The sequence below is a fragment of the Jatrophihabitans sp. genome (assembly GCF_035474675.1).
Lineage (GTDB): Bacteria > Actinomycetota > Actinomycetes > Mycobacteriales > Jatrophihabitantaceae > Jatrophihabitans_A.
Window position 1 is genome coordinate 1 of record NZ_DATINC010000172.1, and the last position, 16,067, is coordinate 16,067.

General features: G+C 73.3%; 7 protein-coding genes. All 7 read left to right on the plus strand.

Features of this window, described 5'->3' with window-relative positions; all coding sequences use genetic code 11:
- The coding region (locus VLJ82_RS19990) for an ATP-binding cassette domain-containing protein (protein WP_408665128.1) at positions 1–717 on the plus strand (717 nt) is incomplete at its 5' end.
- 60 nt (positions 718–777) lie between these two features.
- Positions 778–1,542, plus strand: coding sequence for an ABC transporter permease (locus tag VLJ82_RS19995; protein ID WP_408665129.1), 765 nt, complete (start codon positions 778–780; stop codon positions 1,540–1,542).
- Between the two features lie 89 nt (positions 1,543–1,631).
- Positions 1,632–3,206: a class I adenylate-forming enzyme family protein gene (locus tag VLJ82_RS20000; protein ID WP_408665134.1), complete on the plus strand. Its 1,575-nt coding sequence runs from the start codon at positions 1,632–1,634 to the stop codon at positions 3,204–3,206.
- 156 nt (positions 3,207–3,362) lie between these two features.
- The gene (locus tag VLJ82_RS20005) at positions 3,363–3,587 is read left to right on the plus strand and encodes an MbtH family protein (protein ID WP_408665130.1); all 225 of its coding nucleotides are present in this window, start codon (positions 3,363–3,365) and stop codon (positions 3,585–3,587) included.
- Positions 3,588–3,609: 22 nt separating this feature from the next.
- Positions 3,610–9,447 (plus strand): amino acid adenylation domain-containing protein, encoded by a 5,838-nt coding sequence (locus tag VLJ82_RS20010; RefSeq protein ID WP_408665131.1) that lies wholly within the window; start codon positions 3,610–3,612, stop codon positions 9,445–9,447.
- A gap of 2 nt (positions 9,448–9,449) precedes the next feature.
- Positions 9,450–12,701, plus strand: coding sequence for an amino acid adenylation domain-containing protein (locus VLJ82_RS20015; RefSeq protein WP_408665132.1), 3,252 nt, complete (start codon positions 9,450–9,452; stop codon positions 12,699–12,701).
- A 14-nt stretch (positions 12,702–12,715) separates the two neighbouring features.
- Positions 12,716–16,003, plus strand: coding sequence for an amino acid adenylation domain-containing protein (locus tag VLJ82_RS20020; protein ID WP_408665133.1), 3,288 nt, complete (start codon positions 12,716–12,718; stop codon positions 16,001–16,003).
- Positions 16,004–16,067: the final 64 nt, after the last annotated feature.

Genomic DNA, 16,067 nt, shown 5'->3' on the forward strand with positions numbered 1-16,067 from the left:
CAGGCCAGCGGCACCTACGAGCAGTCCAACGCCCGGCGCGAGCTGGTGCTGCAGGCCCGGATGCACGGCCTGCCCAAGTCCACCGCGCTGACCCTGTGCGAGACGGCCATCAAGGCCTTCCAGCTCGGCGACTTCGCCGACCGCGAGATCAAGACCTACTCCGGCGGCCAGCGGCGCCGCCTGGACGTCGCGCTCGGCGTCATCCACTCGCCCAAGGTGATGTTTCTGGACGAGCCGACCGCCGGGCTCGACCCGCCGAGCCGGGCCCGGATGTGGCAGGAGGTGCGCCGGCTGCGCGAGGAGGGCATGACGATCTTCCTCACCACCCACTACCTGGACGAGGCCGACGCGCTGTGCGACCGGATCTCGATCATCGACGGCGGCCTGATCGTGGCCGAGGGCACCCCGGCGGCGCTCAAGCGCGAGATCTCCGGCGATGTGGTCGTGCTCGACATGGCCGCCTCCGACTCGGCTGGGGTGGTGGACCCGAACCGGGTGCTGGAGGCGGAGAAGCTGCTCGTCGCCGAGCCGTACGTGACCAGCTCCGAGGTGGTCGAGGGCACCGTGCGGCTCTACGTGGACAGCAGCGGCACCGCGATCCCGCACATCATGCGCACCCTGCTGGACAAGGGCATCGAGCCGGGCGCGGTGGAGGCCCGCCGGCCGAGCCTGGACGACGTGTTCCTGGCCAAGACCGGCCGATCGCTGGAGGAATGACCGGCCCGGAACCGGGTGACCGGTCGGGGAAACCAAGTACTTCGTTGAAAGAGGACGGCAGTGAAGCTTCTCCGTGACACCTGGCTGATCTACCAGCAGGAGTCCAGCCTGATGTTTCGTAGCAAGACCTTGATCCTGTTCAGCATGGCTCAGCCGATCAGCTATCTGGTGCTGTTCGCCCCGTTCCTCAAGTCCACGCTGGCCGGTCAGGGAGCCAACAGCTACGCCGACGCGTACCGGATCTACGTGCCCGGCCTGCTGGTGGCGATGGGCCTGTTCGGCGGCCTGTTCGCCGGGTACGGCCTGCTGCAGGCGATCCGGGCCGGCATCATCGAACGCTGCCGGGTCACCCCGATCAGCCGGATCGGGCTGCTGCTGGGCCGGGCGCTGATGCACGTGACGCTGATCGTCATGCAGGGCGTCATCATCACCATCGCCGCGATTCCGCTGGGCCTGCGGGTCAACCCGCTGCACCTGCTGGCCGCCTACGGGATGCTGGCGATGATGGCCCTGATGGCCACCTCGATCTCCTACGACCTCGCGCTGATGGTGCGCGACCAGAACAGCCTCGGCATGATGGTCCAGACCACCAGCCAGCCGATCTCGCTGCTGGCCGGCGTCCTGATCCCGCTGTCGCTGGCCCCGCTGTGGATCCGCGACCTCGCCCTGGCCAACCCGTTCGCCTGGGCCACCGACGGCATCCGGGCGCTGTTCACCGGGCACGGCGGTGACGACGTGGTCTGGCAGGGCGCGCTGATCATCACCGCGCTGGCCGCGCTCAGCGTGGTGCTGTCCTCGAAGCTGTTCAACCGCAAGATCGCCTGAGCCGGTAGGAGAACTCCGTGGACCCCAGTGACCTCCGGCTGACCCTGGCCCGCGACGAGCAGGTCGGCGCCGGCAACGTGCTGCTGCGGATGGCCGAGCTGGGTGCCGACCCGGACCTGCCCCGGGTGAGCTTCGACCGGGACGTCGACGGCATCCCGGCCGAGACCCCGCTGTCGCTCACCATGCTCACCGAACGGGTCGCCGCCCGGGCGCACTGGTTCAGCCGGCGGGGCATCGGCCGGCGTGACCCGGTCGCGGTGTACGTGACCTCGGCCGCCGACGTGTTCCTCAACTACTTCGCGCTGACCCGGCTGGGCGCCATCCCGGCGCTGCTCAACGGCAGCATGCCGATCGAGGTGGCGGCCGAGTTCATCCGGCGGCTGCGCGGGGTCGGGGTGGTCACCGACGCCGAGCACGCGGCGCTGCGCGAGCACGACCTGGGGGTGGCGATCCTGGGCGACGCCACCGAGACCGGCACCGGCGACCCGGCCCAAGCACCGCCGCACTACCGGCACCATCCCGAGGATCCGGTCGCCATCACGCACTCGTCCGGCACCACCCGCACGCCCGCCGCCATCGTGCACTCCCACCACGGGCTGTTCGCCGCGGTGCGGGCCGTCCGGCTCACCGAGGCCCGCCCGTACGGCGACGTCCGGGAGCTCTCGGCGCTGCCGGCCGCGCACACCGCCGGCATCATCACCATCAACCAGGCGCTGTGCAACGGCTACCAGTTGCTGTGCCTGAGCGCGCAGGGCGGGGAGTTCCGCAACAGCGGCCTGGCGGTGCTCGACGCCATCGAGCGCTGGCGCCCGACCGGGGTGTTCGGCTTCGCGGTGACCTGGTCGGAACTGGCCCGCTACGACCTGGCCAGCCGCGACCTCAGCTCGGTGCGCAACTGGTCGTCCACCGGCGACTGCGCGCACGAGTCGCACATCCGCCGGCTGGTCGCGGTGGGCAGCCACCAGACCTACCGGCGCGGCGAGGGCGTGGTCAGCGTTCCCGGCTCGAAGTTCATCGACAACCTCGGCTCCACCGAGATGGGGCACAGCGCGTTCTACATGACCCACCGGCTGGGCAGCGAGCGCTACGGCCGGTGCGTGGGCAAGCCGTACCCGTTCGCCGAGGTGGTGCTGCTGGACGTCGAGACCGGCGAGGAGGTGCCCGACGGCCAGGTCGGCCATTGCGGCCTGAAGTCGCCGACCCTGGCGCTGGGGTACTGGAACGACTCGGTAAACACCTTCCGGACCAGGCTGAACGGCTACTACCTGACCGGGGACCTGCTCTACCGGGACGCCGAGGGCTACTACTACCACGTCGACCGCGCCAGTGACGCGCTCGATCTGGGCGGGGGCGACTGGCTCTACACGGCGCTGTCGGAGGAACGCATCCTCTCGGCCTGCGCCGACGTCCGGGACTGCAGCGTGATCGCCGCCCGGGAGGCCGACGGCAGCGTCCGTACCCAGGTGCTGCTGGTGCTGGCCGAGCATGCCGACCCCGACGCCGACCGGGAACTCGCCGTCCGGGCCGCGCTCGGCGAGCCGGTGGCGCGCACCCTGGCCGAGGTCGTGACCATCCCCGACGACGGGGTGGTCATGGGCCCTACCGGCAAGGTGCGCAAGTTCCTGATGCGCCAGAAATTGCTGGCCGGCAGCGGCACCGGCTGATTCTTGAATTCGTTATGACTACGTCCTCTTTCCGGCCTTGCGTGGGTCCGACCGGCGTGACATTCTCGCTCGGCGCGCCGGTGCGCGCACACCTCGGAAAGAAATCGCGGCCGGCTGGTGCCTGCCGCCGACACGACCGCCGGCGGGAGTGGGTTGATGGCTGACACGCAACAGGCCCGGGGATACGCGGTAGTGGTCAACCACGAGGAGCAGTACTCGATCTGGCCAGCCGGCCGGGAACTGCCGGCCGGCTGGACCGCCACCGGCTTCGCCGGGACCGAGGACGAGTGCCTGGCCCACATCGACGAGGTCTGGACCGATATGCGGCCGCTGTCGCTGCGTACCTGGATTCGGGACCATCAGCAGCCCGTTCCGAGCTGACTTGTATTCCAGCACCAGCGGCGTGACTGCGGCAGGCTCGAATGCGGCCGCCGTGGTGCAGTCACCAGATCGCTACCCGGCGCTGCCCACCCAGCAGGGCATGATCCTCAACAGCCTGCGCTGCTGTTCCGACGGCGTGGACGTCCTGCAGATCACCCTGGACTGGGCCGAGCCGGTGCGGGCCGAGCCGTTCGAAGCGGCCTGGCAGGAGGCGGTGCGGCGCAACCCGGTGCTGCGTACCGGCTTCGAACTGGACCCCGACCACGGCCTGGTGCAGGTGGTGCACCCGGCGGCCGCCCTGGACATCCGGTGGCTGGAACTGCCGCCGGCACCGGCCACCGGGGCCGACGCCGAGTTCGACGCGTTCCTGCGGGCCGACCGGCGGGTACCGTTCGACCCTGCCCGGCCGCCGCTGGCCCGGTTGAGCGTGCTGCGCCGGCCGGAGCCCGGCAGCAACCGCCGGCCGGGGCCCGGCGCCGGACACCCTGCCGGACCGGTGCCGCCGGCCTGCCGGTCCGTGTTTACCTTTTCCCATGCACTGCTCGACGGGCGGTCCATGCGATTGCTGGTCGAGGAGGTGTCGCGGTGCTACGCCGCACTGTTGGCCGGGCGGTCCGCCGTCCCGCCGCGGCGCCCGCCGTTCTCGGAGTTCGTGAGGTGGTGGCAGATGGCTGAGCTGGCCGACCCGGCCGGTCCGGAGGAGTTCTGGACCCCTTACCTCGCCGACACCGTGCTGCCCCGGGCGCTGCCCGGCTGCCTTGGCGCCCGGCAGCCGGGTACCGCTCGCCCGGCCGAACCGCGGAAGCTGGACACCGCGCTCTCGCGCGCCGACTCCGACCGGATCCGCCGGCTTGCCGAGCAGGCAGGCCTCGGCGCCAGCACCGTGCTCACCGCCGCCTGGGCGCTGCTGCGGGCCCGCTACGGCGGAGTGGAGGACGTGGTGCTGGCCGCCACCCGGTCCTGCCGGCACGCCAGCATCCCGGACGCTGACCAGGTGATGGGCCTGCTGATCAACACCGTTCCGCTGCGGGTGCGGATCGATCCCGGCTGGACGGTGGCCGAGCTGCTGGCCGCGGTGGACGCCGGCATCGCCGAGGTCCGCGAGCACCAGCGGACGCCGATGGCCGACATCCTGAGCTGGGCCGGGCTGCCGGTGGACACCCCGCTGATCGACAGCCTGGTGATGTTCGACCGGCACCGGCTGCAGACCGGGCTGGACGCCGGCCCGGCGGGACCGGTGGCTGCCCGGGTGGACCGGTTGCCGTCCTACCCGCTGTCGGTGTGCTGCTACGGCGAGGACGAGCTGCAGCTGGGCATGATCTGGGACGGCCGGCGCTTCGCCGACGGCTCGGCGGAGCGGATGCTGGCCCAGCTGCGGGCCACCCTGCTCGAATTCGCCGAGTCCTCCGATCGGCCGCTGGCCGAGCTGTCGCTGGGCGCCAGCGACGAGGCGGAGCTGCGCCGGCAGTGGAACGCCGCGCGGGCCGGCTACCCGCGCGAGGCGAGCGTGCCCGAGCTGTTCGCCGCCCAGGTGGCCCGCCACCCGGACGCCCCGGCGCTGGAAGGGGATTCGGGCAGCTGGAGCTACGCCGAGCTGGACCGGCGCAGCACCGAGCTCGCCTGGGGACTGCGCGAGCGCGGGATCGGGCCGGACACCCCGGTCGCGGTGGCACTGCCGCGCGGTGCCGACCTGATCGCCACCCTGCTGGCGGTGCTCAAGGCCGGCGGGGCGTACCTGCCGATCGACCAGGGCAGCCCACCGGCCCGGGTGGCCGGCATGATCGCCGGCGCGGCCCTGGTGGTTCTCGCGCCGGAGACCGCCGCCGGGGTGCCCGAGGTCGACGGGGTGGTCCGGGTGGAGCTGGCGGAGCTGGGGTCCGGGCGGTTCGAGGCGCTGCCGGCGGGGCTGGCGCACCCGCTGAGCCTGGCCTATCTCAGCTTCACCTCCGGTTCCACCGGCGTGCCCAAGGGCGTCGCGGTGCCACACCGCGCGGTCGTCCGGCTGGTCAGCGAGCCGACCTTCGCGACGCTGGGCCCGGGCCAGCGGCTGCTGCAGCTGGCACCGGTCGCCTTCGACGCCTCGACGCTGGAGATCTGGGGCGCGCTGCTCACCGGCGCCACCCTGGTGACGGCACCGGCCGGGCCGCTCGGCCTGCCCGAGATCGCCCGGCTGCTGCGCACCCGTGGGGTGAGCCTGGCCTGGCTCACCGCGGGCCTGTTCCACCAGTTGGTGGAGGCCGACGCCGGCGCGCTGGCCGAGGTCGGGCAGCTGCTGGCCGGTGGCGACGTGCTCAACGCCGGCGCGGTGCGGACCGTGCTGGCCGCCCGGGCCGGCCGGCCGCTGGTCAACGGCTACGGCCCGACCGAGAACACCACCTTCACCACCTGCCACGTGATGACCGACCCGGACCAGGTGGGCAGCACGGTGCCGATCGGCCGGCCGATCCAGCACACCAGCGTGCACGTGCTGGACGCCGAGCTGCGTCCGGTGCCGATCGGGGTGGTCGGCGAGCTCTACACCGGCGGCGACGGATTGGCCCGGTGCTACCAGGGCAATCCGGCGGCGACTGCCCGGGCGTTCGTGCCCGACCCGAGCGGCACCGGCGAGCGGCTCTACCGCACCGGCGATCTGGTCCGCTGGCGGGCCGACGGGGTGCTGGAGTTCCTCGGCCGCGCCGACGACCAGGTCAAGGTCCGGGGTTTCCGGGTCGAGCCGGGCGAGGTGGAGGCGGTGCTGCGGGCCCATCCGGGCGTCCGGGAGGCGGTGGTGCTGACCCGCGGCGACGGCGCGCAGCGGCACCTGGTCGGCTACGTGACCCCGGCGGACGGCGTGGATCCCGGCACGCTCAGCCCCGGGGTGCTGCGCGAGTTCCTGTCCTACCGGCTGCCGGACTACCTGGTGCCGGCCGGCTTCGCGGTGCTGGAGCGGTTTCCGCTCAACGCCAACGGCAAGGTGGACCGGGCGGCGCTGCCCGAGCCGGAACGCGAGGCACGTCAGCCGGCCAGCCCGGCCCGTGGCGAGACCGAGGTCCGGCTGGCCGAGGTGTGGCGGCGGCTGCTGGAGGTCGAGACGATCGGCCGCACCGACAACTTCTTCGCCCTCGGCGGCAACTCGCTGTCCGCGGCCCGGCTGATGTTCCGGATTCGCGAGGAGTTCGGCGTCGAGCTGCCGATGGGTGCGTTCTACGCAGCACCCGCGCTGGCCGACTGCGCCGCGGCCATCGACACGGCCGCGGCGCCGCCCGTCGCGCTGAGCGCGGGCACCGACCCCGCCGGCTCGCCGAGCGGGGGCACGATCACCCGCCGGGACCGCAACGCGTTCCGGACCGGGCAGGCCGGCACCGCGCCGGCCCCGCCGGCAGCCGCCACCACCGCACCGGGCCTGACCGCGCCGGCCAGCACCACATCGCCGAACGGGTCCGGGATCGGCCGCCGGGACCGCAGCGCCTTCCGGGTGGCGGCACCGGCCGCACAACCGGCACCGGAGTCCCAGCCAGGCCCGGCCGCGCAACCGACCCACCCCACCGACCAGCTCGCGCCGCACCTGGTGCCGTTGACCCAGGACTGGGCGCTGTGGCGCACCGTCTGCCTGCGCGCGGCCGGCTTCCCGCTCGACCTGCTCGACGCGCTCGGCGATCCCGCCCTGGCCGCGCTGGCCGACGCGGCGGCCACCGCCGACGCCACCGGAAAGGACAGCGCCGAGGCGGCCTACGCGGCGGAGTTCCCGGCCGCGGTCCGGCGGCTGACTGCCGCCCTGTACGACGCCGCCGGCCGGCCCGCGCTGCGCGAGGCGATCGCCTGGCAGAACCGGCGCGCGCTGGACACCGGCATCGACGCGCTGGTGCGGCGCGGGCCGGAACCGGCCAGCCGCAACACCAAGCACCGCCAGCACGAGGCGCTGCTGGCCAGCTACCTGCAGCGCTACTGCGCCAAGAACGACACCATCGGCTTCTTCGGCCCGGTGAGCTGGGCCCGGTTCGACGACGGCGGCGGCATCCGGGTCGAGCACCAGAAGTCGGCCGGCCCGGTGCGGGAGCGGGTCACCTACCTGGAGGGCTGGGCGGTCCGGGCCGTGCTGGCCGGGCACGTTGCGGCACTGCGACCGTGGCTGGTGCCGCGCCGGATGCCGTTCCTGGGACTGGACGGCGACCAGCTGGTGCTGCCACTGGCGCCGGCGGTGCAGCTGAGCCCGGCCGAGGCCGCGGTGCTGCACGCCTGCGACGGCATCCGCACCGCCCGCCAGATCGCGGCCGAGGTGCTCGCCGATCCGCCGGCCGGGCTCGGCAGCGCCGAGGACGTCTTCACGGTGCTGACCAGGCTCAGCGACACTCACCGGCTGGTCTGGACGGTGGACGTGGCGCCGCAGGACATCCGGCCGGAACGCTCGATGCGGGCGGTGCTGGATCGGGTGGACGACGACAGCGTCCGGGCACCGGCCGAGGCGGCCCTGGACGCCCTGGTCGCCGGCCGGGACGCGCTCGCCGCGGCCGCCGGCGATCCGGAGCGGGTGGTGGCCGCGATGGCCGGCCTGGAGGAGACCTTCACCCGGCACGCCGGCATAGAACCGACCCGGCGGGCCGGCGAGCTGTACGCCGGCCGCACCCTGGCCTACGAGGAGTGCCTGCGGGCCGACACCGTCCAGCTGGGCACCGACGCCGTGGACGGCATCCGCTCCGCGCTCGGCCTGGTGCTGGACAGCGCCCGGTGGTTCACCGCGGTCACCGGCGCGCTGTACGCCCGCCGGTTCACCGAGATCTACCGGGAGCGCTCCGCCGCGCTGGGTAGCCCCGTGGTGCCGTTCGCCGAGTTCTGGCTGCTGGCCAACGACGCGCTGTTCGACCAGCCGCCGCCGATGGTCGAGCCCGCAGTGCGCGCCCTGCAGCAACGCTGGGCGGCGATCCTGGGGCTGCCGGCCGACCCGCGCCGGATCCAGCTGCGCTCGGACGATCTGAAGGCCGCGGTGGCCGAGGCGTTCCCGGCCCAGCCGCCGGTGTGGCCGATGGCGGTGCACCACAGCCCGGACCTGATGATCGCCGGCCCGGGCGCGGCCGCCGGCGGCAGGTATACCTGGGTGCTGGGTGAGATCCACCCCAGCATCGTCACCACCCGCTACGCCAGCTGGCTGGAGTTCGCCGACGACCCGGCGGCCATCCGGGCCGGCATGCACTCCGACCTGGGTCGGGACGTGGTGTTCATCGCCGAGACCGCGGTGGAGGGCGGCGTCTGCTCGCGGCTGTCCAACGTGCTGGCCTCGCCGACCGACCTGCGGCTGGCCTTCGCCGCCGACTCCTGCGGCTACGACCCGCACCGGCTGATCTCGATCGGCGACTGCGACCTGGTCGACTCGCCCACCGGGCTGCGGGTCCGGCGCCGGGACGGCTCGCTGGAGCTGGGCCTGCTCGAGGTGGTCGGCGACCTGCTGAGCGCGGTGGTGGTGCAGACCTTCCACCCGCTGCCCCGCGGCACGCACGCCCCTCGGGTCAGCATCGACGACCTGGTGGTCAGCCGGGAGTCGTGGACGCTGCCGGCAGGAGAGCCGCCGTTCGCCGACACCGCCGACGAGCGGCTGCGCTACGCCCGGGCCCGGGCCTGGGTGGCTGAGCACGAGCTGCCCCGGTACGTGTTCCTGCGGTTCACCGGCGAGCGCAAGCCGATCTATGCCGACCTGACCAGCCTGGCCTCGATCGACCTGATCGCCCGCGCGCTGCGCCGGTGCCGGCGGGCGGCCGGGGCGGACGCGACTGTCAGCGTGGTGGAGATGCTGCCCACCCCGGACCAGGCCTGGCTGGCCGACGCCCAGGGCCGGCGCTACAGCGCGGAGCTGCGCATGGTGGTCGCCGACCAGAAGCAGAAAGGCTGAGCATGGCGGTCTACGAGTTCCCGGCCTCCTTCGGCCAGCGCCGGATGTGGTTGCTGGCCCGGATGGACCCGGACCAGCCCACCTACAACATCGCCTGGGCGCTGTGGCTGGACGGCGAGCTCGACCTGGCCGCGCTGCGGCAGGCCTGGCAGGCCGTGCTGGCCCGGCACGAGGTGCTGCGCACCACCTTCCGCGACGAGTCCGGCATGCCGGTACAGGTGATCTCCGACGACCCGGACGACGGGCCGCTGGAACTGACCTCGGTGGAACAGCTGCCGGCCGGCGAGCGGGAGCAGGCCGCCCGGTCGCTGATCGGCGAGCTGGCCGGTACCCCGATCGTGCCGGGCGCCGGGCCGCTGCTGCGGGTGCGGCTGGTCCGGCTGGCCGCCGACCGGCACGTGCTGGCGGTGGTGATGCACCACATCGTCGCCGACGGCTGGTCGTTCCGGATCCTCTTCTCCGAGCTCTCGGCCGACTACTCCGCGATCCGCGAGGCCGGCGAGCCAGTCACTGACGAGCCGGAGATCCAGTACGCCGACTACGCCCTCTGGCAGCTGGAACAGGCCGAGAGCGGGGCGGACGCGGCGGCCGAACGGTTCTGGCGGGCCGAGCTTGCCGGCGCCCCGGCGGCCCTGCCGCTGCCGACCGACCGGCCCTACCCGGCGCTGCAGACGTTCGCGGCCGGCGGCTGGGACTCGGCCGTCGACCCCGCGCTGGCCGCCCGGCTGCGCGAGGTCGCCGCCGGGCAGGCGACCACCCTGTTCGCGGTGCTGCTGGCCGGTTACGCCGCGGTGCTGTCCCGGCTGACCGGTGAGCGTGACCTGGTGGTGGCGGTGCCGATGGCCGCCCGGACCCGACCGGAGACCGAGTCGGTGATCGGGCTGTTCATGAACACCGTGCCGATCCGGGTTACGGTCGACCCGGCGGCGAGCCTGGCCGAGCTGGCTCGCTCGGTGCACGCCGCGACCGCCCGGGCGCTGGCCCACCAGGAGCTGCCGTTCGCCCGGGTGGTGGAACTGCTGCGTCCGGAACGGGATCCGGCCCGGCTGCCGCTGACCCAGGTGATGTTCGCGATGGAGGAGTCCTGGGCGGTGCCCGACCGGGGCGGCCTGAGCTGGCGTCCGGAGCTGCTGGAGAACGGCACTGCCAAGTTCGAGGTGGAGCTGACCGTGACCGACGCCGCGGCCGGCCCGCGGGTGCGGCTCAACTACAACCGCGACCTGTTCGACCCGGCCACCGGCGAGCTGATCGGCGAGGGTTTTTCCCGGCTGCTGCAGGCGTTCGCCTCCAACCCCGACCGCCCGGTCGCCGAGGTGGAGGTGATGTCGCCCGCGCAGTACCAGCTGGTGACCCGCGACTGGCCGGACGCGGGCCCGGTCGCCGAGCCGGACGCCACCGCGGTGGCCCGGCTCTGGCAGGCCTGCACCGGTGAGGAGGTGCTGGCCCGCGGCAGCGACGGCGAGCTGACCGGGGACCAGATCCGCCAGCGCGCGCAACTGATCGCCGCCGCCTTGCGCCGGCACGGCATCACCGGCTCGGACCGGGTGGCCATCCTGGTGCGGCGCGGCGCCCGGCTGCTGCCGGCGGTGCTGGGCGTCTGGTCGCTGGGGGCCTGCTACGTCCCGCTAGACCCGATCTACCCCGAGCAGCGGCTGGCCTTCATGCTGTCCGACGCCGCGGTCCGCGCGGTGATCGTCGACTCCGGTGCCGAGGACGCGCCGGTGCCGCCGGCCGCGGCCGGCCCGCTCGCGGTGATCGACTTGGGAGAACTCGTCGAGCTGGGCGATGCGGACGCGATCGTCGACGACCCGTCCGTGGTACCGCCCACCGCCCCCGCGTACACCATGTTCACCTCCGGCTCGACCGGCCGGCCCAAGGCGGTCACCGTGACCCAGGGCGGCATCGCGGCGCTGCTGGACGCGGTGGCGCCGCTGCTCGCGCTCGGCCCGGACGACCGGTTCGTGGCGGTCTCGACGTTCGCCTTCGACATCGCCCTGGTCGAGTTGCTGGCCCCGGTGCTGGCCGGCGGCTGCGTGGTGGTGGCCGACGCCGAGCACACCCTGGACGCCGCGCTGCTGCGCGAGCTGCTGGTCAAGGCCGAGGCCACCGCGATGCAGGCCACCCCGGCCGGCTGGCGGATGCTGGTCGACGCCGGCGGGGTGCCGGCCGGCGTCCGGTTGCGGATGACCGCCGGCGAGCCGCTGGCCCGCGACCTGGCCGACGCGATCGGCGGTGGGCGATCCGCTGACAGTACAACGCGGCTGGTGAACCTCTACGGGCCGACCGAGACCACCATCTACTCCGGTGGCGACCTGGTGGGTCCGGCCCCGGCGCCGATCGAGATCGGTTCGATCATCCGCGGCACCCAGCTCTACCTGCTCGACGACCAGCTACGCCCGGTGCCGCCCGGCGTGCTCGGCGAGCTCTACATCGGCGGGGCCGGCGTCGGCCAGGGTTACCTCGGCGCGCCCGGCATGACCGCGGCCCGGTTCCTGCCCGACCCGTTCTCCTCTGGTCCGGGGGCCCGGCTGTACCGCACCGGCGACGTCGGCCGGTGGCGGCCGTCCGGCCGGATCGAGCTGGCCGGCCGGGCCGACCGGCAGCTCAAGATCCGCGGCTACCGGGTGGAGGCCGGCGAGATCGAGGCGGTGCTGCGCGGCCAGCCCGAGGTCGCCGAGGCGGTGGTCTCGGTCCGCGGCGGCGGCCAGGACGTCCGGCTGGTCGGGTATCTGGTCCTCCGGTCCGGCGCGGCCGAGCCGCCGGCCGACCTGTCCGAGCGGCTGCGCGAGGTGCTGCCGGACTACATGGTGCCGGCCGCCTTCGTGGTGCTGGACCGGCTGCCACTGACCGGCAGCGGCAAGATCGACCATCGGGCGCTGCCCGAACCGGAGTGGGGTGCGGCGGCCGGGCACACCGCGGTCGCGCCCCGCACCGAGCTGGAGGCCGACCTGGCGGCGATGTTCGCCGAACTGCTGGCGCTGGCCGCGCCGCCCGGCGTGACGGACAACTTCTTCGCCCTGGGCGGCCATTCGCTGACCGCGACCCGGCTGATGACCCGGGTCCGGTCGGCCTACGGCGTCGACCTGCCGGTCCGGGTGCTGTTTGCCGACCCGACGGTGGCGGGCCTGGCGGTGGCGGTGCAGGCGGCCCGGAGCGGCTCGTCCGGCGGCGCCCGGCGCCCGGCGGTGACCGAGCTCAGCGACGCCGAGACCACCGACCTGCTGCGCTCGCTGCTTCCGGACGAGCGACGGTAGGGGGTTCCTTCCAGATGCGCTATCCGGTGTCGTTCGCGCAGCGGCGGCTGTGGTTCCTGGAGCAGTTGATGCCCGGCGAGCCGACCTTCCACATGCCGTACGCGATGTGGCTGGAGGGGGCGCTGGACGCCGGCGCGCTGCAACGCGCCCTGGACGCCCTGGTGGCGCGGCATCCGGTGCTGCGTACCAGCATCGTGGCGATCGACGGGGTGCCCGAGCAGGTGATCGCCGAGTCCGGCACGGTGCCGATCGAGCAGCTGGCGCTGCCGGACGCCACCATCGCTTCCACAGCCGACGCCCGCCGGCTGGCGGCCCGGATCGCCACCGAACGGGCCGTCCAGCCCTTCGACCTGGGCCGTGGGCCGCTGCTGCGGGCCACCCTGATCGACGCCGGCACCGACCGGTGGCTGCTGGGCCTGACGATGCACCACGTCATCTCCGACGGCCTGTCGATGCAGATCCTGATCGAGGAGCTGTCGGCGCTGTACCGGGCCGAGACCACCGGCGTACCGGCTACCCTGCCGCGACTGTGGCTGAACTACGGCGACTACGCGGTCTGGCAGCAGGACCGGCTGCGTGGCGAGGAGTTGGAACGCCAGATGCAGTACTGGCGCGAGCAGCTGCGCGGCGCGCCCACTCTGCTGAGCCTGCCGACCGACCGGCCGCGGCCGGCCCAGCAGTCCTCGCGGGGCGATCTCGCCGGGGTGCCGCTGGATCCGGCGGTCACCGGGCGGCTGGCCGAGCTGGCGGCGGCGAGCAACGCCACTGCGTTCATGGTGTTCCTGGCCGGGTTCGCGGTGCTGCTGTCACGTTTCGCCCGTCAGCCCGACCTGCTGATCGGTACCCCGGTCAGCGGCCGGACGCACGTGGAGCTGGACCCGCTGGTCGGCATGTTCACCAACACCGTGGTGCTGCGGACATCGTTGGCCGGCGACCCGACGTTCGCCGAGCTGGTCGCCCGGGTCCGCGACACCACGGTGGAGGCGGTGTCGCACCAGGAGCTGCCGTTCGAGAAGCTGGTCGACGAGCTGGCCCCGGAACGCTCGCTGGCGCATGCGCCGCTGATCCAGGCGATGTTCCTGCACCAGTCGCTCACCGCGCCGAAGCTGGACCTGCTGGGCCTCACCGCGCACAGCTGGGCGTTGTTCACCGGCACGGCGAAGCTCGACCTGAGCATGTACGTCGACACCTTGGATAGTCCAGCCGGCTCAGCTGGCTCGACCACCATGCTGTCCCTGGAATACAACACCGACCTGTTCGGCCGGCCGTGGGCCGATCGGTTCCTGCAGTGCTTCGCCCGGTTGCTGGAGCACGCGGCGGCCGCACCGGACACCCCGGTCAGCGAGTTGTCGCTGCTGTCACCGGCCGAGAGCCGGGCGCTGGTCCACGACCACAACCTGCCTGTCAGTACTGCGGATTCGGCTGACGACACGGTCGACATCCGGACGGTGCTGCAGGCCGCCTCCTCGCGGGTGGTCGACGGCGCCGGCTCGGTGTCGATGGCCGAGCTGTGCGACCGGGCCGCCCGGCTGGCCCAGGTGCTGGCCGAGCGGGGCGTGAGTCTGGAGACCCCGGTCGGGCTGTGCCTGGACCGCGGTGCCGGGATGCTGGCCGCGCTGCTGGCGGTGTGGTGGGCCGGCGGTGCGTACGTGCCGCTGGACCCGGACTTCCCGCCGTCCCGGCTGGCCGCCATGGCCGGTGCCGCCGGGGCTCGGATCATCCTGTCGGACAAGGGCAATTCCGATCTCGCGGGGCGGCTGGTCGAGGGCGCTACGGTCCTCGACGTCGACGATCCCGCGGTGGCCGGAGCCGAACCGCTGCCGCCGGTGCCGCTGCCCCCGGACGCGCTGGCGTACCTGATCTTCACGTCAGGTTCCACCGGACAGCCGAAGGGGATCGGCATCGAGCACCGGTCGGTGGCCAACCTGCTGGCATCGTTCGCGAAACTGCTCGACCTCGGCCCGGACGACACCTTTGTGGCGGTCACCACGCTGTCGTTCGACATCGCCCTGCTGGAGCTGCTGCTGCCGCCGGTGTGCGGGGCGGACCTGGTGATCGCGAGCGCGGAGCAGACCCGGGAGCCGGACCGGCTGCGGTCGCTGATCGCCTCGACCGGCGCGACCGCGATGCAGGCCACCCCGCAGACCTGGCGGCTGCTGCTGGCCGCCGGCGGGGTGCCGGAGGGCCTGCGGCTGCGGCTGTGCGGCGGCGAGGCGCTGCCGCGCGACCTGGCCGACCAGCTCCGTACGCCGGACGCGGTGCTGTGGAACGTCTACGGGCCCACCGAGACCACGGTGTGGTCGGCGGCCGGGGTGGTCTCCGACGGTCCTGGACCGGTCGAGGTTGGCGAGCCGATCGGTCACACCCAGGTGTACCTGCTGGACGAGCACCTGGCACCGGTGCCGGTCGGCATGCTGGGCGAGGTGTACCTGGCCGGTCGCGGGGTGGCCCGCGGCTACCACGACCGGCCGCGGCTGACGGCGGCGGCGTTCCGGCCGGACCCGTTCAGCGGCCAGCCGGGCGCCCGGATGTACCGGACCGGCGACCTCGGCCGGTGGCGCGAGAGCGGCGGCCTGGAACTGATCGGCCGCACCGATCACCAGGTGAAAATAAGGGGATTCCGGATCGAGTGCGGCGAGATCGAGACGGTGCTGCGCGCCCATCGCGACATCCGGCAGGCGGCCGTGGTGCCGGTGTCCCGGGGGGACGAGCCGGAGCTGGTGGCCTATGTGGTGCCGCGCCGGGGTTCTGCGGCAGCCACGGCTGATGCCGACCTGCTGGAGCTGTTCCGCCCGCACCTGAAGGCGTCGTTGCCGGACTACATGGTGCCGGCGTTGATCGTGGCGCTGCCGGCGTTGCCTTTGACCCCGAACGCCAAAGTCGATCGGGCGGCGTTGCCCGCACCGGACTGGGGTGTGCGGGCAGGTAGCGCCGACCGGGTCGAACCCCGCAACCCGGTGGAGGAGACCCTGGCCCGGATCTGGGGTGAGCTGCTGGCGACCCCGACGACGGTCGGGGTGACCGACAATCTGTTCGCGATCGGCGGGCATTCGCTGACGGCGACCCGGTTCGTGGCCCGGGTGGCCGACAGTTACGGGGTGAACCTGCCGGTGCACCAGATCTTCGCGCACCCGACGATCGCCGAGCTGGCCGAGATCGTGGCGGCCGATCCGGACTTCGGCGCGGACACGTCGCAGGAGTCCGAGCTGGACGACCTCAGCGACGACGAACTGGACGCGCTGCTGCGCGCCGCGCTGGCCCAGCGCAACCGCCGCCGCGCCGCCCCCGAGACCGGCACCTGACCGTCAGAACACCGCGACTGGAGCGCGGTCCGTGCGGCTCAGCAGTATCTACTCTCTGCTGAAA